Genomic DNA, 21,184 nt, shown 5'->3' with positions numbered 1-21,184 from the left:
GGCATGAAAAAAATACTTGTTCTTACTGATTTTTCAGATAATGCATATCACGCTTTACATTATAGTACCCAGTTGTACAAGGGAATGGCATCTACCTTTATTATTGTGAATGCCTATACGGAATTAACACCGGTAAAAACCAAAAGAATTGCGAAAAAGGGAGGGCATGCCCTCTTACGTCACCTAAAAGATGAATCTGAAGAAGGACTCTTGGAAACTTGTCATAAAATCAAAAGAGATGTAGGAGAAACCACTCAGCGGTTCAAAGTTCTTTCAATCCGAGGAAGATTGGGTATGGTGGTAAATACAATAATCCAAGAGGAGAAGATTGATCTTGTAGTGATGGGAAATAAGGGGAAAACGTCCTCTTCCCTGATTTTTATGGGAAGTAATACGCTTCGTATAGTGCATACTCAGAAAAAATATCCCATACTCACTATCCCTTTGGATATTGATTTTAAGGCGCCTAAGGAGATTGCATTTCCTACCAATTATCGTTATCCGTATACCCAAGCGCTATTGCTGCCGCTTGAGGAAATTCAGCGAATCTCCGATGCAACAATTCGAATTTTACACATCAATGGGAGGGAACCTTTGAAACCTACAGAAACCTTGAATAAGGCGGCTTTGCTAGACCGTTTACAGCAAAGGCAATATTCCGTGCACGAGGTCCCTCATTTTACAGATTCGGCCGGTATCATGGCAATATTTGTTGAAGAAGCCCATATTGACCTTTTGGTATTGGTGCAACACCCAAGAAGCATTCTTGAGCGATGGATCCGTGAACCCATATTTAAAAAAATAAGTCGCGCTATAAAAGTTCCTTTTTTGATCCTTCCCTATAAAGACTGATAAATATCATTTCGGTATCAAAGAAGCTCTAGTAGATTTATACAGAATTTAAAAATCATTCATGAAAAAAAGAGTCTTGATTCCAACTGATTTTTCCAAAAATGCGCTCAATGCCATTCGCTTTGGATTGGACCTATACCTTAGGCGCAATTGCGAATTTTACTTTTTAAATGTATATCAGGTGAAGGTGTACAGTCTGGATAATATGATGGTGCCAGAGCCTGGAGACAACGCCTATGAAGCAGCAAAGCAAGAATCTGCCGATGGTTTTTCCCGTCTTATGGATATCCTGAGTTTACGCCCTAAAAACCAAAGACATGAGTATCATACCGTTTCCTCTTATAATTCCCTCTTGGATGCCATGAAAGGCATTATTGCCGAAAAAGATATTGATATTGTTATTATGGGAACCAAAGGGGCTACAGGGGCCAAGGCGGTGATTTTCGGAACAAATACAGTGATGGCCATGGAGAAAATCACAGAATGCCCTGTATTGGCGATTCCCGAGGAATATCGATTTACATCTCCTCAAGAAATTGTTTTCCCAACAAACTATAAAACGGATTTTAAACGGAGGGAATTACAGCATCTTTTAGAAATTGTAGATATGTATGGGGCCACTATTCACATTCTGCATATTGAACAGAAATCATCTTTGACTCCATCACAGAAAAGAAAGAAAAAATTATTGGAAGATATCCTAGGCGCCTATCCCTATGAGCATCATCGGTTAGAGGGCATTAAGGTACATCAAGGAATATACATGTTTTTGGAAATTCGCAAAAGTGATATGATCGCATTTGTAAATAAGAAACATTTATTTTTTGGTAGCATTTTGTCCAACCCCTTGGTGAAGGAAATGGGATATGAGGCGAAGATTCCTGTTTTTGTATTGAATGATAAGACCTAATTAAAATTGTATTCTATGAAAAATGTTGGTATTTGGTTAGATAAAGAAAAAGCACACATTGTACGATTAACAGGAGAATCGGAAAGCTTTGAGACCTTGTATTCCAAGGTAGATTTTTTTAACCCCAAAGGGGGGTCCCGGTCCAAGACCAGATGGGGACCTCAGGATGTGATTCACGACAGGCGTTATCTTGAACGGGAAAAACACCAGTTGCGTTCCTATTTTCAAAACTTGGCAGATCAATTGAATGAAGCCCAAGCCATAGCATTATTTGGTCCCGCAGAGACCAATGAAAAATTTAGGGACCAACTTTGGGCCAGTCACAAACATATTGCTGAAAAAGTAGTCGCTGTGGTCAAGGCAGATAGCATGACCGATAATCAGGTAAAAGCTTTAGTGCGAAAGTTTTTTGAAAAAAGTAATTCCTGATTTTTGTCATTTTATAGCCAGATGCATCGGGTTATCTTAGGGATAAAGGAAAAAAATATGAATACCTATAAGCTTACACCCTCGGAAAATAAAATCGATAAAACCTTTGAATCCTTACATTGGGAATCACAGCAGTGGAAGTCCAATCTTCAGCTTATGGAAGATGAATTGAATTTCATTGACAGATTGCTGAACTCGTATGTTTTTGAACCCGATACGCCGAATCTATTTGAGCGTTTGCAGGAATATCAAGAGCGTTTAAAACAGGTTCATGCCCAAAAAAAAGTAATTCAGGAACGTATTGCCAAACACGAAAATGACTTAGGCGGGATATTGGAATGTACCACTGAAGCCTGTTGTGCCAATTACAATAAAAAACATGAAATATTGACTGCGGATACTGTAGATTGTATAACCGATTTTCAAAATCTGAAAGCAGAAATATTTTCGTATGCCAGTGGTATATTAAGAAAACGGAAATCATAGAAACCCTTAAAAAAGCTTGAAAAACAAGTTTAGTGCATCGTATTGCGCAAACTCGTAGCTGTTTGATGTGGCTTGATAGCGAAAAGAGAACGGACAAGGTGCTGCAAGGGCCTTTTGCTTCGTACTGTTTTGTATAATTTTTTTGATATAAAGATGATGAAAAAACATATGCTAATCCTTGTAGGCGCATTGATAATACAAAGTTGTGGGTCTACTCAATTGGTCAGTACCTGGAAAAACCCAGAACATGTACTATTCCACGCTGAAAAAGTACTTCTGGTAGGAATGACTAAGGATACTACCGCACGAGAAATGTTTGAAACAAAGTTGCAAAAAGAGTTTGGGAAACGGAATGTAGAAGCTGTACGGAGCTTGGATGTTTTTGATGTGAAATTTACAAGCTCCGAAAAATCGGAAGAAGAGATAGATGATGTTGAAAAACAGCTTTTGTCCAAAGATTTTGATGCAATCTTGTTTACGAAGGTCATTGGCTCTGAAACCAAAAAATCTTTTCGGGAAAAAATGAGTATGTTGGATAAACTCTATGATACGTTCTCTGAAGACTATTCGTACCATCAAGGGGGATATTACGAAGCAGACTATTATGACCAATTTATGGTATACCATACCGAAGTTTCCTTATACTGTATATGTATGGATAAGGAGCGGGAGTTGATATGGAGAGGGGTCATTCATATTACAGACCCCAAAAACATCTCAAAAACAGTTCAGGAATACGTGAAACTCATTGTCCTATCCTTGGAATCCCAGGACCTTATTCTTAGAAACCCGGAGGGATTGAAAACCAAACCAAATGCAATAAAAAGCAGTATTTAGAGTACCGGACTAAGGATTTTGGCAAAACCCTCCTTTAGTTTTGTGGTCAGTGCTCTTTTCTTGTGCTCAGCATATAAGAGTTCTCTACTGATGATACAGTCTGCAAGGAAATCTTCTTTTAATTCTATGGTAGTGGCTTCATCGTAAACAATGGCATTGACTTCATAATTATGCTCAAAACTACGAATATCAATATTGGCTGTTCCAATAGCGCTTATCCTGTCATCACTAATCATAATTTTGCTATGTAAAAAACCATGGGGAAATAGAAAAATTCGGACTCCGGCCTTTAGTAAAGGTTCAAAATAGGATTGAACACTCCATCCTACAATAGTACTATCGCTTTGTGGAGAGATAGAAATTCGTATATCAACACCACTGAGGGATGCTGTTTGTAGTGCTTGCAGGATTTCTGGACCGGGAATGATGTAGGGGTTAATGATATAAAGATAGCTTTTGGCATTGTTGATAATGGAAAAATAGACTTGTTCTATAGTGGGAAAGTCGTCCTCGGGTCCGCTGGATGCGATCTGCACGGTGGCATCTCCATACAGGGGATGTGTCTTTCGTTTGGAAAAACTAAGCTTCTGTTCGGATACCAAGTTCCAATCCAGAATAAAAGTAGTCTCCAATTGTTCAACGGCCTCTCCTTCAATTTCCAAATGACGATCGTGCCAATGCCCTAGATTTGGATCTCCTTTTAGGTATTTATCAGAAATATTGATTCCTCCAGTAAAACCTATAATACCATCTATGACGATAATTTTTCGGTGATTTCTATTGTTCAGAGAAGACAAAAAGCGGCCAAATCGGAAGGGTAAAAAAGGAAAGACCTGTACGCCCATCTTTCTTAATTCCTTGAGGTATTTTTTGCTCAAAGAATAACTTCCAATACTGTCGTAAATCATTTTAACTTGGACCCCATGGGCAATTTTTTCCCGAAATACGCGCAATAGGCGATTTGCCAATTCGCCTTCTTCAAAAATGTAATACTGAATATAAATATAGGATTGTGCAGTCTCTAAGGCATCAAAAATGCTTTCGAATGTAGTTTTTCCGTCTTTTAATATCTTAAGGTCATTATTGTAGGTGGGAGGAAAATGACAGTTTTTTAAGATCAATTGCTGCAATTTGCCATATTCAGTGCATAAGGGTGCTGCCAATGTTGCCGTATTGAGATAGGTTCTGTTTTTTAATAACCTATTTTTTCGCCGATTTCTTCCTAAGAGCAGATAAAAGAGAATGCCACCAATGGGAATCGTAAAAATTGCGAGCAACCAGGCGAGGGTTTTAGAGGGGCGCACTCCATTGATCAATAGCCCAAATACGACTACTATGGCCAATACAACATAGAGGATGAGAAGAAATACAGTCCAATTCATACAGTAATGAGCAGGTGTTTATACGATTTGTGATGTCATGGCAAGATAAACCATGCTTTGGAGGCTAAGAATGACATTGGTCAGGATTGTAAAGTGGAGCGAAAGCAGGCGTTTATTGGTCTGCGTTCCGCCTGGGTGTTTGGATTTTAATTTTGTTAATAATTAATTGAAGAGAAAGACCTCTTGGAGGAACGCTACTTTTATTTTTGTAATTTTTTAGGATAAATATGCGGGAACTCAAAGTTGGTGATAAAGTATATAATGTAACACAAAATGGATTTACCGATTTTGCCCGGTACTCCTTTTCAGAAGTCGTTGGACTTACCAAGACCTTGGCCATACTTAAAAATGGAACACGATTGATCAATCAGCCTAAGGTGTCGTATATTATGGAGAGTGTTGGCTATTCTGTATCCCGAAAAAAAGGGGTACACTGGCATTTGGTCTCTTTACAGGCCATACGCAATGCGCAAATCGAAAATGAAAAGATTGAAGCCCATGATTGGTTTGAAGCGAAAAAATTTAGTCAAGAGGAGAAACAATGGATCTATAATGCCTTCAAGAAATTTAGGGAACTAGAAGAATACAAAAAGAAGATTGGTTAGGAAAGAATCTTGAAAACTGATTGGGTTTTTCGCTTTTACGATAGAAACTTCGTTCAACTTTGATAAACCTAATAGTTTCAGAATATAACCTTAGTGAACCATTTTATGACATGAATCCAACGCATTTTGGATTAGATTTTGAAACACATTGCGCAAGCCTAAATCCCGATATGGGGCACGTTGTATCATCATAATATAGGCGGCTCCTTTTTCCGGATCAATTCGGAAGTACGTACCAACGGCTCCTCCCCAGCCATAAATACCCCGATCATCATCTTTTTTACGACTGCGAATGGAGAAACCAAGACCAAAACCTGTTTCCCCGGGAATAAAACCCAATTGTTTGCGATATTCCAATATGGGTCTTGTATGGTCTTTTGTCATTAAGGACAGCGTCTCTGGGGCAATGAGCTGTTTTCCATTAAATGAACCCTTGTTCAGCAGCATTTTGCAAAAATTGATATAATCCAGCGTTGTCGATACCAATCCACCGCCTCCGGAAAGAATCGTAATTTCCCTTGTAAATCTGCTTTTCAATGGATCATCGACCACCACTAGCTGTCCGTTTTCATAGCCATAACCCACCGTGAAATCGTCTAATCGGGCTTTGGGAACCCTAAAAAAAGTACTGTTCATGGCTAAAGGGCCAAAGATATTTTTTTGAAGATATTCATCTAAACGCATTCCAGACAGTACTTCTATTAGATAGCCGCAGATATCTGTGGAATAGCCGTATTCCCAATTGGTACCGGGCTCAAAGGCCAATGGTAAAGTACTTAAGATGTTAATCATCTCCTTTAAACTTGATGCAGAACGCGGATTCGCCTTTTGGTATAACCTATTTAGTGCCTGGTTTTGACTGTTGCCATAACCCACTCCAGAAGAATGCCGCAATAGATCAATAATACGAATAGGCCTCTTGCTTGGGACAAGCTTTCCTTGGGCATTATAGACTTGCATTTGTTTAAATTCAGGTAAAAACTTGGACAATGGATCGTTTAAATCAAATTTACCCGCTTCGTACAATTGCATTAGTGCAACAGAAACAATAGGTTTTGTCATGGAAAAAATACGAAAAAGACTATGCTCGTCCACTTTTCTTTGATGGGCAAGGGATGCATAACCATAGTTGTCAAAATAGATGAGTTTTTGATCTTTAATGAGGGCTGTTTGTATCCCAGCTAAATTGCCATTGTCCACATAGGTGCGAAGACTGTCCTGCACTAACTGCAAGCATTTGGCCGATATCCCTACACTAGCGGGCGATTCAATTTTTACCAGTGTTTGTCCAAAACAGGATTCCAGAATAAAAATACTGAAACATAGAGCTTTAATGTACTTCATGGTCCTTGTTTTTAAAAATTATAACGATTGTCCTGTGTGTCCTTTTCCAGCAATAGCAGATGAGGATCTACTACGATAAGATAGGGTTTTTCTGTTAATGTAAATTGTTTTCGGACTTCAATGGTCTCTGGACTAAAGGTTTCCAAACGAATACATTTCCCTTTCTTAGTATAGAAACCAAGTTCTATGTCTTGCTGTAGGGGCTTGGCTTTTTTTTGACCTTTGATTTTCTTGGAAGCCCTAATAGCTACAGTCACTTGATGAGTTCCATCCTTAAAACCCATTTCGGCTCCTATGATTTGTGTTTCAAAAAGGGTGACCCTTTCAAAATAGTCCTGGACCAATTGCCAATGGGAGGGAGATATCCGCTCTTTAAGAAAAAGTAAAAAATCTGTTGTTGTAGGGTAGGGCGCCATTTGATAGCGATATTGATTTAGAAATGCACCTAAGATGTCCAGCAACTTGTGATGTCCAATACGATTTCCCAGCGCATTAAAGGCAATAGCCCCTTTTCCATAAGTAATATATTGTTGACTGGGCAATGCTAAGTATAATGGAGGTTCTGTTGTATTTTCCCGTAGACTGCCTTCCCAATAACGCTCTTGTTGTTTTCGAAGAAATTGAATTGCTTTTTCCTTCCCATATTGGGCTTCATAGAGTTGTAGGCTAATGTATTCCGAAATGCTTTCGGTAAGCATCGTAGCCCCTTTGGCTTTGGCCGGACTCAATTGTTTCCCAAACCAATGGTGGGTTGTTTCATGTGCAATAACATAAAATGACAGATCCACTTTATTTTTGGTCACATCAGAATTTGCAATAAACCGCATTTCGGAAGTAGGTATATTATTGGCCATCGCCGTAGCGTAGGAACCTTCTATCATTGGAAATTCTACAATTCTGGCCTCATCATATTGAAAGGGACCAAAGTATTTGGAGTTAAAGGCTAGGGAAGTTTTTAAGCCATTCATCATACGATCCACATTGAACTTATGTTTTGCGTCCAAGTACATTTCAAGTGCGATATGCCCCCATTTTTTTTTCTTAAGTTCGAAGTCTCCGGAATGTAAACTCACAGCATTACGAACAGGTTTTTCTGTTTTGTAGTGATAGTGATTTCGGTTATTTGCTTTCCATGATTTAAGGAGTTTTCCCGGTGCTATGGCTATTTGATCACTACTGGTGCTAATTTTGGTTTCTATGCTGGTCATATGTGCGTTTTGACCATGATAGCTGCTGTACCTCGCTTTGGGCATATGTGGTTCATATAAAGTGTCGTCCAAAAAATAACCGAGTCTGGGGAAAACGTTGTTTTTAATAAAAGTGCCATTATGTAATACCCTGGAAGTATTTTTGAACAAGGAGCCGCTATCACTTTGAAGTTGAAAAGTAAGGGAAATACTATCCTTAGGTGCTAAAGGTTCTTTTAATTTCACTACATAAAACTGAACAAAATCACTTTTGTCTACAATTTCATATGCGGTATTCAGACTAAAATGGGTACGTTCTTGAAATCCATTTTTGATAAGTAGGGTATCTATATTTTTGGACGTATGATTAAAAAGTTGGTAATGTCCTTTGATTTCCATTGCCTGTGAGTGGGGGTATAAGGCAGCATCTAAATAGATTTTTTGAATAATGGGCTGGTTCGTGATATGACGATATTTTTTAAAACGACGTTCAAAGTCTTTGAATAAAAGATCTTCTGTCTTTGAAGAAATTTGGCCCTGTTCTCCTTGGTAAATGGCATATCCCGCACAGATAAAACCTACAAGGGCCATACCGCCTAGAATGCGCACTGCCCAATTTATTCTAAGCTTCATTTTAAGCAGACTCTCCTTAAAACCAGAAAGATACCCTCTGTGATACCATAGGTAACCCAGAATTAAGAGTATAATGCTAAAGCATAACCAGTGCGCTTTCACCAGAAAAAAAGCTACCAGCGCTCCGTTGTATCCAGATAGATCAGAATAGGGCAGTGGTGTGGCAAAATTGAAAAGTAATAATTTTGATGTAATTCCAATTTGTTCGGCTCCCGAAACGCCGATCCATCCCAACAATAACAAAAAAATACCGAGGTAAACGTTGCGTGTTAAACTATGTAAGAAGACGGAAGCGAAGGCCCATATCATAAGACCAGAAAATTGAATAAAAAAGAGATTTGATAGATACAGATCAAGTTCAAAATTGGTATACCCATTATAAGCCTGAAGACCTATCCCAGCTACTAACATCACGGTCAATAGAATGCATTGCATTTTGAGTAATGCCAATACCTTTGAGAGGTATAAAGTAGAGGTCCTCGCCGCAGTGGCGTCCACTAAGTGGTTACAGTTGCCCATAAGCTCTCTGTGAATGAGCATACCGCTATAAATAAAGGTAATGAGCATACTGATTGTACTGAAGAAGAATGCGGGAATGGTCAGTACCATATTGGTAAGGGGAAGCAATACTATTTCTCCTGCATTGGTAATTCGTCCTATGGAAAAGCTTACCGCAAATAAGCCCAAGACTATGAGGACATAGAACATCCGGCTGCGGTATATGAAACGAAAGTGAAAATTAGAGATGTTCCATATGGCCTTAAGTTCCTGTTTAAAACCATAGGCATATGTAATGTTTAACTCTTCTTTTAGAAATTGCTCTGGAGCCTTTTTAGCCACCTGATATGAGCGAAACCATGGTGAATAAAAAATGGCATGATACCGAAATGAGAATATTTTGAGGGTATAAAAACCTATGATACCGGCCAAGGCGCCCCAAAATAGCCTGTTATAGATGCCCAAACCAAACGTGGGAATACCCCGGGTATTTTTGGCGGAAAGATTCCATTCATGTGTTAAAAAACTAGTCGTATTGTTCCCTAAAGGATCAAATAGTCCAATAAAGAATCCATTTCCATCAAAGACATTCTGGCTGATATTTTGAATAAAAAGCAAGATAATAACACCAATAAAACCCGCATAAATATTTCGAAATAACACAACGAGTGCCGTAATAAAGATTCCGTAGAAGAATAGATTGGTAAAGGAATACATAAAAAATGGCTTTAGATATCGCATGATCTGAAACGGAAGCATACTATCTTTGGGATATATAGGGAGGAAAGCCGCAATGATGAGGGCAAAAATTACAGAAGAAGCTATGAAAGTTATAAGGGTAAATCCGCTTAAAAATTTGCCCCAGAGATATCCTCCTTTTGTTAAAGGAAAACTGTAAAGTAAGTGATGGGTATTTCTCCTAAAATCTTTATAGAAGGCATTCCCCAAAATAGCCGGGAGTAAAAAGAGAAGGAATTTGTTGAAATACTGTATCAGACCATTAATTTCGTACTCCGAATTTAAAATACGTGCGGACGTTCCCGTAGCGGAAACTCCATCTAGAACTCCCGAATTTCCGACAAAGGCCAGAAGTGCCATTCCAAAGAATACCAGATAGAAAATATAAACGATAGGTTTTTTTAACCAATGCTTTAATTCGTAAGTGTATATAGTAGTGAACATATTTGAAAGCGGTTTAGATTATTGGGGAACGGTTAAATTTTGAAGGGTTATGAAGTACACATCTTCTAAATTGGGGGTGACTGGAATAGCATGTTCATCGGGTTGTTCTTCTGAATACATGCGAATACTCAGTGTATTGTCAGGGTTATAGTGCGATGAGAGTACATGGAACTCGTCGGATACAGCGACTAATTTTTCATGAGCTATGGACTTTTGCCAAATACGACCCTCAATTGCTGCTGTCGCTGCGGACGGACTGCTTTTCAACAAAATTTTACCTTTCCCCATGATGGCCATATCAGTGCAAAGCTCTTTCACGTCATCTACGATATGCGTAGATAAAATAACGGTATTGGTGGTACCTACTTCCCTTAGAACGTTTAAAAAGCGATTACGCTCAGCGGGATCCAAGCCAGCAGTGGGCTCGTCCACAATAATTAATTCGGGTTTGTTGAGCAATACTTGGGCAATACCAAAGCGTTGTTTCATACCTCCGGAATATCCACTCACATGTTTTTTGCGAACATCATAGAGGTTGGTCAATTCTAGGACATACTGCGTTATGCGTTGGCGATCTTTCCTAGAAGAAACCCCTTTTAAAGTCGCAAAATAGTCTAACAATTTTTCAGCGGAGACTTTTGGGTATACGCTAAATTCTTGTGGAAGGTACCCTAATACCTTACGCAAATTAAATTCGTCTTTCAGTACATTGATATTGTTAAAATGAATAGTGCCGAGATCGGGTTTTTGTAGTGTGGCTATAGTGCGCATTAAACTAGATTTTCCTGCTCCATTTGGCCCTAAGAGTCCAAACATCCCATTCTTGATCTCAATAGAAAGATTGTCAATAGCGGTAACCCCATTGGGGTATGCTTTAGATAAATTTTGTATCGATAAACTCATAAGTTTTGTTTTAAAGATTGGCAGTAGGCGATTTTTTTATGCTCCATGGCGTTGAGGTCAATTTTATCCAAGATTTTGTTCAAAAGGGGATTTGGGACGTTCCCCCTGAGCTTGTGTAACTGCACTTGACACATTTTAGTTTTAAGGTATAGGGACAGGATCGGATAAAGCTCTTTCCCTAGACTTAAAAGGGATAGGAGCATAATGAAAATCAATTTGATGGCTATGGTATTTCTCATGTAGATTACACGAGTTGATCGGGTAATGGTTACAGGAGCGTTTTAGCTTTTACTTGAACTGGGCATTTTGAGCAGTGAACTGGATGTATAAGACGATTAAGTATTGTTACAAAGTAAGTTGTTCTTCGTCTTATTAGAAATGGCCAGTAAACAAATTCGTCGTATTTTTTTTGAACCGGAATGGTATATCCATAGTGCCCTTTGGCTCCTGTATTTTATGAGTATCAATGTTTCTTGGACATCTACTTGGTTTTCCAAAAGCTTCCTGCCCCAGTCCGTTGCACCACATATGGCTTTGGCCGTTCCCCTTATTTTTTATAGCAATGCCTTCTGGATGGCTCCCAACTTCTGTAATACCAAGAAATGGTATTTGTATATTGGATATTTTGCTTTGTTCGCCTTGGGAGGAGAGGCTTTTCGAGCAAGTGTTTTTGCCCTTTACCTTAATGGCATCAATGGCTTTCCTACTTTTTTCGTTGCTGAGTTTTTAGGAGAGAACAGCATGCTATTTGGTCCTCTAAATGTGTTATTGCTCAATGCTTTTGTACTTTCTTTCCTCTATTGGTTCATAAAAGATCGCGTTAGAAATAAGGCAAAAATTGAAAAATTGGAATCCGAAAAGCTAAAAATGGAGGTTAAAGCACTAAAATCTCAAATCAACCCCCACTTTTTATTCAATAACTTAAACGCTTTGGATACTTTAATAGATAAAGACCCTGAGGCGTCAAAACGTTACTTGCATAGTTTATCCAAATTGTATCGATATACCTTGGAAGAGATAGAAGAAAATGTGGTGCCCTTGCGAAAAGAATTAAATTTCCTGGAAGATTATACGTATCTGATACAACAACGCTACGGTGAAATGTATATTTTTCATCAAGAAGTTTCCGTTGTTGATATAGACCGGTATGTTATTCCCCCTGTAGCATTGCAAGGCCTTGTAGAAAATGCGATCAAGCACAATTCGGGGAGTATGGAAAACCCCCTTCACATTTATATAAGAATCATGCCCGATGTAATTATAGTACATCATAAGAAATGTCCCAAACAAAGGGTTGAAGGTCGTTTGGGGAAGGGTTTGAGTTCCCTGATGGGGAGATATGAATACCTTTCCAAAGGTCCAATTAAAATTATAGACGATGCTGTTTTTAGCATTCATTTACCTCAAATTAAAATCTTCAGCAAGTAATGCAGTTACCCCAACATATAGCTATAATCGAGGACGAAAAATTGGCGTATGAAAAATTGGTCGGCTTTGTTCGAAAAGTGGCTTGGAGGGCTGACATTCATTGGTTGAGAAGTGTTGTGGACCTAGAAAGATACTTAGAAAAATATTCCCCTGACATCCTCTTTTCTGATATTGAATTATTGGATGGAAACGTATTTGAACTGCTCGACCGTTATCCCTTAAAGTGCCCCATTATCTTTTCAACAGCCTACAATGCCTATTTTCAAAAGGCCTTTACTTCTAATGGGATCGCCTATTTACTTAAGCCTTATAGTGAAGAAGAGTTTTTACGTATTTGGAATAAGTATGAAACACTGTTTTCAGGAGAACACGGCAAAATTATCTCAGATTTGAACAAAATAATGAGAAATAAAGGGGAGGGACGGACCTACAGAAATACCTATTTAATAAAAAAAAGAAGTGGAGTACATATTCTTCAAATACAAGAGGTTGCATATTTTCAAGCACAAGGCGATTTTGTCTTTGCCGTTGATCAGCAACAGCAGAAACATATTATCAATAAATCGCTACGGCATATCCAATTGGAATTGGATCCGAAAGATTTTTTTCAAATCAATCGCAGTGAAATTGTGAACATCAATTTTATTATACAATACAGGCCCTATGTAAAAAATAGGGTAGAGGTGATTTTAAGGACTATGGAAAGCACTTTGATTACCTCCAATAGCAGGGCGCAAGAATTTAAACTATGGCTGGATCGCTAAAGGAGGAAATTAAAACCCATGAATTGTCGTGCGAAAATTTTTAACAAGAAGAAAAACAATAGGTTCATTTATAGAGGAGATATTCAGAACATATTTAATGTAGCGGGCATTTTTTATAGATTATTCACTACCTTCGTTTCTTATTATAAGGTATGATATCAACGCAACCCCAACACGATTAATCTGAAAAAATGAGATAAACTTTTACAGATTACTAATCTTTATATTGCTGATTACCATTGATTAATAGATCAATGTAATGAGTTTTTTGAGAAGAATACATTTCTTAAAAATAACATTGCAGTATAAAGTGCTTATGAAAAATCTCCAATAGCATAAAAAAAGTGATTTTAAGGAGTGTAAATTCTATTGTTTTATGAGGTTTATAGCCTTTGAAATACCTTGAAAATTATAAAATTGATATGAATAAACGGACTAGAAATAGGTTGAGCTTTCTGCTAATGACCTTCATGTATTGTATGGTAAGCAGCCAAGCCCAAACCGCTAAGGATACAATTCCATTTTTTAACATGAAAAAGGAGGCTGATTCTTTATTCAAGGAACGAAAGTATAGAAAAGCAGCCGAGTTATATAATACAGCTGCTGATGGGTATATTTCATCAAAATTATGGGAGAGAGGGGCATCATGTTATAATGGAGAGGCCAACTGTTATCTAAATACGCGCGATTATAAGAAGGCATATTCGAGATTGCGAACAAGTTTAAAAACGCTTAAAAATGAGGTAGGGAGATTAACGTATGAAGAAGGTCAAGCATATGACCTAATTTCATATTACTACGAACTTGATCTTTCCGATTTTGATACGTCCGAGGAATATTTAGAAAAATCATTGGAAGTATTTCAAAAGTTGCCCAATGAAGAACTTGCGGTAGTTAGAGAAATCAACAATATAGCGTATATCTCTATTCGCAAAGGGGATTTCCAAAAAACACTTGAATATTCTATCAAGGGTATTCATCTTTTAGAAGAAAAGCAAATAGATAACGATGGACAAAAGGCAAATCTATATTCAAACCTGGGAATTGCGTACAATGGACTTGGAAACTATGAGGCAGCCCTTCCGAATTTCGAAAAGGCAAATGAAATCAATATTCAAATTTTTGGACCCAAACATCCTAAAATAGCCGATAATTATATGAATTTGGGAGCGTTGCATAAAAACCTTTCCAATTACAAAAAATCAATAGCTTTTAATAAAAAAGCACTCGAAGTAGGTTTGGTTGCTTATGGTGAGAAACATCCTTTTATAGGAAGAATATATATTAATATCTCAAATGATTATAGGAAAATAAACCAATATGAGAACGCGCTGGAATACGCTGAAAAGTCACTGACTTTGTTGCATGAAATATATGGTAGAGATCATTTTGATGCAGAAGTCACCCTAAAAAACCTATCCATTATATACCATGAATTGGGAGATACTGATAAGGCTATTGCATATGCCTTAAGAGCTTTGGAATTGAATAGAAAAACCCTTGGGGAACATCATGAAAAAACGGCATCCGCTTTTGATTATTTAGGGAACTATTATGCAGAAAACAAGCAGTATAATAGGTCGATAACCTATTATGAAAAGGCATTGGACATCTATAAAAATAAGTATCCGGATGGGCATTATAGAATTGCAGGCATATATGAAGGGCTTGCGTTAAGTTATGATGATCTTAGTCAAGATTCTTTATCCAAAATATTTTGGGAGAAAAGCCTAGAAATGAATAAAAAACTCTTTCCTAAGGGAAATCCTAGGCGTATTGCAAGTGAAATTATAGTAGGGCACAGTTATTTAAAACGTAAACAATTTTCAAAAGCCAAAATGCATTTGGATACGGCTAGTGTAGAATTAGCCCATTCAAATTTTAAAGGTTTGGAACATAATGGCGACGAAGATAGGTATGTTTACAACGAACAATACCTTGAATTGTCCAAGTTAACTGCAAAAATTCATTTGGAAAACTACCTAAAGGATGGAAATGTTGAAATGCTTCATAAAGCACTAAAAGAATATCGAAAGGCGGATGAGGTAATTGATAATATGCGGAAATACTATAGCCAGTATTCGGACAAAATACGGTATGCCAAAGAGACGCAATTTATCTATCATAGTGCCATACGAACCAGTCTAATGAACCGTACCGAAAATGACTCGGCAAATCTAAACGCCTTTTATTATGCAGAAAAAAGCAAATTCAATATTTTAAAGGAATTGCTTAAAGAAGATGCTGCTAGTTCCTTTGCTGGCATGCCCAGTACAGTTTTGGAAACGGAACTTAATTTAAAAAAGAAAAGAGCATATTACAGTTCAAAGATTGTCAACATGAACAATCCGCTCTCCACCTCTGAGCAGGAAAGCTTAAAAGGTTATCAAGAACAATTGTTTAAAATCAATCGTAGCCACGATTCTCTTTTAGAAAGTATTCAGGTGCAATATCCCAATTACTTTGAATTTAAATATAAGAATGATGTGTTGGGACCACATGAAATTCAAAAAAGACTTCCTCCAAAAACTTCTTTGTTGGAATATGTGCAAATAGATAGTATTTCCTATGCTTTTGTTGTATCTAAAGACGCATTTCATGTCAAAGCGTTGAACACTGAGTTTTTAGAAAGCAAGATAACATCTTTCAGAAATGCAATGACAAATAAAGATATCGTTCTGTTCAAGGAGGTAGGACATGAATTATATCGTATGCTAGTGGAACCCATTGTTCAAGAAGTGAGGGGGGAAGAATTAATTATTGTTCCGGATGGAGTACTGTGGAACTTGAATTTCGAATTGCTGTTAACCCAAATGGATATCTCCAACAACCCTAAAGAACTTTCTTATTTTTTGAAACGGTTTCCTATTAGCTATGGTAATTCAGCGAATGTTCTTTTCGGATCTTTTCAAAGGGAAAAGAGTGTTTCCAACGAATGTTTGGCATTCTCCTTTTCGGACCTTACTGAAGTGGATTCAGGAAGTGTGTTAAGGCTTTCCACCTTAAGGGATAGCGGAGACGATCTTCCAGGTACAAGAGCGGAAATAAAGGAAATCGCTAAAATTATTGACGGAACATATTACTATGGTAAAGAGGCGGTAGAAGCTAATTTTAAATCTCAAGCTTCTAAATATGCGATATTGCATTTAGCATTGCACGGAGAGGTAGATCATGTAAATCCAGAGAATTCCAAACTTTACTTTACGCAAAGTGCAGATACCATTGAAGATAACTTTTTATACAGTCATGAATTATTTGCATTGGATTTACCTGCTGATTTAGCGGTATTGAGTGCTTGTAATACGGGTACGGGTAAAGTAAGTTCGGGAGAAGGTATTATGAGTCTCGGAAATACGTTCCAATATGCAGGAACCAAAAGTTTACTATTAAGTAGTTGGGAGGTTTCGGATCAGGTAGCTCCGGAATTGATGAAATTGTTTTACCAGAACTTGAGGAAAGGATACACGAAATCAAAAGCTCTCCAAAATGCAAAATTAACGTTTCTTGATACTGCCTCCTCTTCAAGGTCCCATCCTTTTTACTGGGGAAGTTTTTACATTTTAGGTGATAATGCTTCGATTTCATTGAGGAGTTATAACCTATTTTTAATAGGAAGTATAGTGATAGTCACATCCATACTCATAGGCTTCACATTTTATAGAAAAAAGAGAATGAAATAACTATCTTTTATCTTTGGTTTTGCCATCACGCACATCTAAAATCTCTTGCATTGTTCTTCCCATGGTTTCCACATTGGGAGACGAAAACATATCCTGATGATTTCCGGGAATCATATGCTTTTGAACTCCTTTTAAGGCAAATTTTTTCCAACCGAGATACTTAGGGTCATGTGCAAAGTAAATATCATTGGTAGAGACCCTGAATAGGTCCACCTCAATATCCTGTGGAACCATATGGTAACGACAAATGGCCTGATGGTGCATGGTATCTAATTTCAAAGGCCAATTGTACAACATTTCATGATGTTTTTCCTTCCCGTGTTTAAGTTTTAGATAATGATGGTATAGGCCATTTTTAAGCAGGCGCATTCTTCGCTTAAAATGTGATACACTGTAAAACATGGTTTTTATAGCAAAACCTACTTTCCCTACTAAATACAATGCGGATACCATTTTTTTCTTCAAAGGAGAGGCGTAGTAATAATTTGGAAATACATAACTGTCCAATAAGGCAACTGTATTTACTTTTTTTCCTTGGGCAGTAAGTTGTCTCGCCATTTCAAAAGCAATGACTCCCCCAAAGGAATAGCCTGCCAGAGCATAAGGACCCTCCGGATTTGCCTTCATAATTTCTTTAATATAATCAGAAGCCATTTCCTTCACACAATCATGGGGTTCATCTATGCCGTTAAGACCTTTGGCCTGTAATCCATAAACCGGTTGGTCATCATCCAAGTTTTTTGCCAAGGCATGAAAAATGAGAACATTGTAATCGCCCCCATGCACAATATAAAGAGGCGTTTTGTTACCTCCCTCTTTTATGGGAACCAGAGAATCCAGAGCGGTTGGTTCATCATGAATAGCGATGAACGAAGCCAATTTCGCTATGGTTGGATATTCCAATAAAGAAGAAATAGCCAGGCGTTTTCCCGTTTCTTTTTCTATCTGGGTCATAATCCTTAAGGCGAGAAGGGAATGTCCTCCCAATTCAAAGAAATCGCTAAAAACATCAATCTTCTCCATTTCCAGACACTCTTCCCAAATACGACTGAGCAAGGCCTCAGTTTTATTTCTAGGGCCGGTAAAAGAATGATTTTCGGTAGTTTCCGAATCGGATTTTAATAGTGCTTTCCGATCTATTTTTCCATTTAAGGTTGTTGGGAATTCCGTAAACAGCTTAAAGTCATAAGGAACCATATGAGGAGGAAGCTGTGCTGTGACTTCCTGTTTCCAAAGCACCATGTGGTTCTCGGGCAGCTCTTCTTTAGCAATAGGTACAATATTGGCCACGAGACGATTGTCATGTACAAGGACCACAGCGCTATGAACCCCTTCCAAACGATGTACAACATCTTCAATTTCACCCAACTCAATACGATGTCCTCTTATCTTCACTTGATGATCAATACGCCCTAAACATTGCAATTCTCCATTGGGAAGTAATCGTCCTAAATCCCCCGAACGGTATAAGGTAGTTCCAAGGGCAGCATTAAATGGATTTGGGATGAATTTTTCCAAGGTCAGATCAGGTCGTTTCCAGTATCCTTCGGTAACGCCATCCCCGGCAATACAGATTTCCCCAATGGTACCCGGTGCTACGAGCACCCCTTGTTCATTAACAATATAAAATTGCATATTGGTAATGGGATGGCCAATGGTAATGATATCATCGTCTAGCGTAATTTGCTTTACGGTAGACCAAACGGTAGTTTCTGTAGGTCCATATACATTCCAAAGTTCATTTACACGGTTCAATATTTTCTTGGCCAGACGCATAGGGAGTGCCTCCCCTCCAGTAAGTGCTTTTAAGGGTAGTTTTTGCTCCCAACCGGCATCCAATAGCATTTGCCAGGAGGTAGGTGTTGCCTGTAGTATGGTAATATCTTCTTTCACAAGAAGTTCCAGTAAAAGACGACTATCTTTTGCCGTTTCATCATTGGCTATGACCAGTTCTGCTCCTTTTAAAAGTGGAAGAAACAGTTCTAAACCGGCAATATCAAACGATATGGTGGAAATGGAAAGTAATCTGTCATTTTCCGTAATGCCCGGTTCCTCCAACATGCTATACAGAAAGTTGAGCAAGTTCTTATGGGTTACGGGAACTCCCTTAGGTTTCCCCGTAGAACCAGAAGTATAAAGGATATACACCAATTGATCATTCGGAATCGTTTTTGCCAAAGGAGTAGTAGGCAAAGTATGGAGATTTGAAAATAGATCTTCTATGAAAAATGTGGTTGCCTCCGTTTTTGGAGTCGACGAGAATGTATTTGAACTGATCAAAACACCCACATCGGCATCGTCCATCATAAATTCCAAACGTTGATTTGGGTAACTGTGATCCAAAGGCAAATAAGCGCCTCCACACTGCATGATAGCAGTCAAGGTGATGACAAGTTCTATGGATCTGGGCAGTGATACCCCAACGATGGTCCCTGTAGCAACTCCCTTCTGTGTGAGCAAATGGGCCAATTGATTTACCCGTTCTTCAAATTGTTCGTAGGAAATCTCGGTTTCACCATAGATAATGGCCCGCCTTTTAGCAAATCGTTGCGCCTGTTTCGCCAGTAATTCATGCAAGGACAATTGCGGATAAGAAGCTTGTGTCTGGTTTAGCTTGCGATAAGCGGTATCATCGGCCTTGGCAATAGTACCAATGGCAGCATGGGGAGCAGCAACTATTTTAGTCAGTATTTCTTTAAAAGAAACCATCATTTGTTCAATAGTTGTGGCTTTGAAAAGCGAAGTATTATAAGACCATTCCAAAATGAGCGCATCTTCGGTTCCTGTAGCATTTAGGAATAGTTCAAAAGCTTCATATGTTCTTGGATTACTGATCAATTTATAGGAAAGATCGGTAAAAGAAACCTGGTTGGTCATTCCCATGTCGATATTAAAAATAACCGGCACTAATGGAACACGCGAGGGATCCCGGGAAATGGAAAGCTTTTGAAGTAATTGCCCAAAACTTAATTGTTGATGATCATACGCATCAAAAATTGCCGATTTTCGCTGTTTTAGATAATCGGTAAAAGAAATATCTTGGGAAATCTTCGTGCGCAAAGGCAATAAGTTGACGCAGTGCCCGACCAATTGCGTTTTACCCAGTACAGATTGACCGGCCGAAGGTAAGCCCAATACAATATCATCTTGACCACTTTGTTGGTATAAAAATACTTCAAAAGCTGTCATTAATGTGGTTACAAAACTGCAACCTGCCTTGACCCCAGTCTTTTTCAAGGCCGCGAGCAGGTCTCGGTCAATGGCAAAATCCAGCCGCTCACTCTTATAGGTTCTCAACTCAGGTCTGGGAAAATCTGTCGGTAAACTCAGTTGCGGAATAGAAGACTCATATTGCTGAAGCCAAAACCGTAAGGTTTTTTTATAGGCGTCACTTTCAATAAATGACTGTTGTTCATCTACAAAAGAATCAAAAGAATCCACCTCGGGCAATGTGGGGATTTTGTTGGATACATAGGCGGAATATAAACCTCCCAACTCTTCAAGCATGATTCCTGTAGACCAGCCATCACAAATAATATGGTGTGCCGTTAGGATCAATCGATGTTCAAAGGGATTTATTTTTAGCAAACCTACTTTGAACAATGGCCCCCTGATCAAATCAAAGACATAATTTGCATCCTCCAATAGATACGCGGCAAGGGCTCTTTCTCTTTCATTTTCTGGAAGTGAAGAAAAGTCCTGATTCACAATGTCTATGGGAACCTCTTTAAAGACACACATAAAACGTCCATCCGCACTAAAGGTTGCTCGCAGAGCCTGATGGCGCTGTATAAGTTCTTCTACGGAATGCTCTAAGATAATTTGATTAAGCGCTCCTGTTAAAACAAGGGATACGGACTCATTATAAGCCCTATTGGCATCCTCTCCCCCTAATTTACATGCAATCCATATTTCTGCCTGAGCCTGTGTGGTATACATCACCCGTTCAATAGCAGGCCCAGCAAAAGGGTCAAAGGCGTTTTTATTTTGTTTTATGATGCTTGGTTGTTTCATTCAGCAACAGGTTATATTTCCTAAAAAGTGACATATATGATATAGCCGCT

At 38.3% G+C, this 21,184-nt stretch carries 14 protein-coding genes; 9 read left to right on the top strand and 5 right to left on the bottom strand.

Annotation, left to right across the window (positions count from 1 at the left end; all coding sequences use genetic code 11):
• Window positions 1–3 precede the first annotated feature (3 nt).
• The 5 genes from ACEXOE_RS13655 (at window position 4) to ACEXOE_RS13635 (ending at window position 3,514) form a co-directional block, all read left to right on the top strand.
• Entirely contained in the window at window positions 4–852 is an 849-nt protein-coding gene (locus ACEXOE_RS13655) for a universal stress protein (RefSeq protein ID WP_394749369.1), read from the top strand.
• Window positions 853–913: 61 nt separating this feature from the next.
• Complete coding sequence (locus ACEXOE_RS13650; RefSeq protein ID WP_394749368.1) at window positions 914–1,762, top strand: universal stress protein; 849 nt, start codon at window positions 914–916, stop codon at window positions 1,760–1,762.
• A gap of 15 nt (window positions 1,763–1,777) precedes the next feature.
• Window positions 1,778–2,191: a hypothetical protein gene (locus ACEXOE_RS13645; RefSeq protein WP_394749367.1), complete on the top strand. Its 414-nt coding sequence runs from the start codon at window positions 1,778–1,780 to the stop codon at window positions 2,189–2,191.
• A 57-nt stretch (window positions 2,192–2,248) separates the two neighbouring features.
• Window positions 2,249–2,677, top strand: coding sequence for a hypothetical protein (locus ACEXOE_RS13640; RefSeq protein WP_394749366.1), 429 nt, complete (start codon window positions 2,249–2,251; stop codon window positions 2,675–2,677).
• A 168-nt stretch (window positions 2,678–2,845) separates the two neighbouring features.
• Entirely contained in the window at window positions 2,846–3,514 is a 669-nt protein-coding gene (locus ACEXOE_RS13635) for a hypothetical protein (RefSeq protein WP_394749365.1), read from the top strand.
• Here ACEXOE_RS13635 and cls read toward each other — a convergent pair.
• Window positions 3,511–4,896 (bottom strand): cardiolipin synthase, encoded by a 1,386-nt coding sequence (gene cls / locus ACEXOE_RS13630; protein ID WP_394749364.1) that lies wholly within the window; start codon window positions 4,894–4,896, stop codon window positions 3,511–3,513. The two genes, ACEXOE_RS13635 and cls, sit on opposite strands and share 4 nt — an antisense overlap.
• A gap of 227 nt (window positions 4,897–5,123) precedes the next feature.
• Between cls and ACEXOE_RS13625 the strand changes: the two genes are divergently transcribed.
• Window positions 5,124–5,501, top strand: a complete 378-nt coding sequence (locus ACEXOE_RS13625; RefSeq protein ID WP_394749363.1) for a pyruvate kinase — start codon at window positions 5,124–5,126, stop codon at window positions 5,499–5,501.
• Window positions 5,502–5,591: 90 nt separating this feature from the next.
• On the opposite strand, the gene ACEXOE_RS13620 is transcribed toward ACEXOE_RS13625, so the two are convergent.
• The 3 genes from ACEXOE_RS13620 to ACEXOE_RS13610 are packed head-to-tail and all read right to left on the bottom strand — an operon-like array spanning window position 5,592 to window position 11,248.
• Window positions 5,592–6,845 carry a serine hydrolase domain-containing protein gene (locus ACEXOE_RS13620; protein WP_394749362.1) on the bottom strand — a complete coding sequence of 418 codons (1,254 nt, stop codon included), beginning with the start codon at window positions 6,843–6,845 and terminating at the stop codon, window positions 5,592–5,594.
• Between the two features lie 11 nt (window positions 6,846–6,856).
• Window positions 6,857–10,345, bottom strand: coding sequence for an ABC transporter permease/M1 family aminopeptidase (locus ACEXOE_RS13615; protein WP_394749361.1), 3,489 nt, complete (start codon window positions 10,343–10,345; stop codon window positions 6,857–6,859).
• Between the two features lie 18 nt (window positions 10,346–10,363).
• Window positions 10,364–11,248 (bottom strand): ABC transporter ATP-binding protein, encoded by an 885-nt coding sequence (locus ACEXOE_RS13610; protein WP_394749360.1) that lies wholly within the window; start codon window positions 11,246–11,248, stop codon window positions 10,364–10,366.
• 378 nt (window positions 11,249–11,626) lie between these two features.
• Between ACEXOE_RS13610 and ACEXOE_RS13605 the strand changes: the two genes are divergently transcribed.
• The 3 genes from ACEXOE_RS13605 (at window position 11,627) to ACEXOE_RS13595 (ending at window position 17,120) form a co-directional block, all read left to right on the top strand.
• Entirely contained in the window at window positions 11,627–12,676 is a 1,050-nt protein-coding gene (locus tag ACEXOE_RS13605) for a sensor histidine kinase (protein ID WP_394749359.1), read from the top strand.
• A complete protein-coding gene (locus tag ACEXOE_RS13600) occupies window positions 12,676–13,440 on the top strand; it encodes a LytR/AlgR family response regulator transcription factor (protein WP_394749358.1) in 765 nt (254 codons plus the stop codon). Before ACEXOE_RS13605 ends, ACEXOE_RS13600 begins: the two co-directional genes overlap by 1 nt.
• A gap of 530 nt (window positions 13,441–13,970) precedes the next feature.
• Window positions 13,971–17,120 (top strand): CHAT domain-containing protein, encoded by a 3,150-nt coding sequence (locus tag ACEXOE_RS13595; RefSeq protein WP_394749357.1) that lies wholly within the window; start codon window positions 13,971–13,973, stop codon window positions 17,118–17,120.
• Here ACEXOE_RS13595 and ACEXOE_RS13590 read toward each other — a convergent pair whose 3' ends face one another.
• Window positions 17,121–21,134 carry a non-ribosomal peptide synthetase gene (locus tag ACEXOE_RS13590; protein ID WP_394749356.1) on the bottom strand — a complete coding sequence of 1,338 codons (4,014 nt, stop codon included), beginning with the start codon at window positions 21,132–21,134 and terminating at the stop codon, window positions 17,121–17,123. It lies immediately after the preceding gene.
• Window positions 21,135–21,184 lie beyond the last annotated feature (50 nt).

It is taken from the genome of Spongiimicrobium salis (genome assembly GCF_043678055.1).
In the GTDB taxonomy this organism is placed as follows: domain Bacteria; phylum Bacteroidota; class Bacteroidia; order Flavobacteriales; family Flavobacteriaceae; genus Spongiimicrobium; species Spongiimicrobium salis.
Note: the sequence above shows the minus strand (reverse complement) of the source record. Positions and strands in the feature narration are given on the sequence as shown.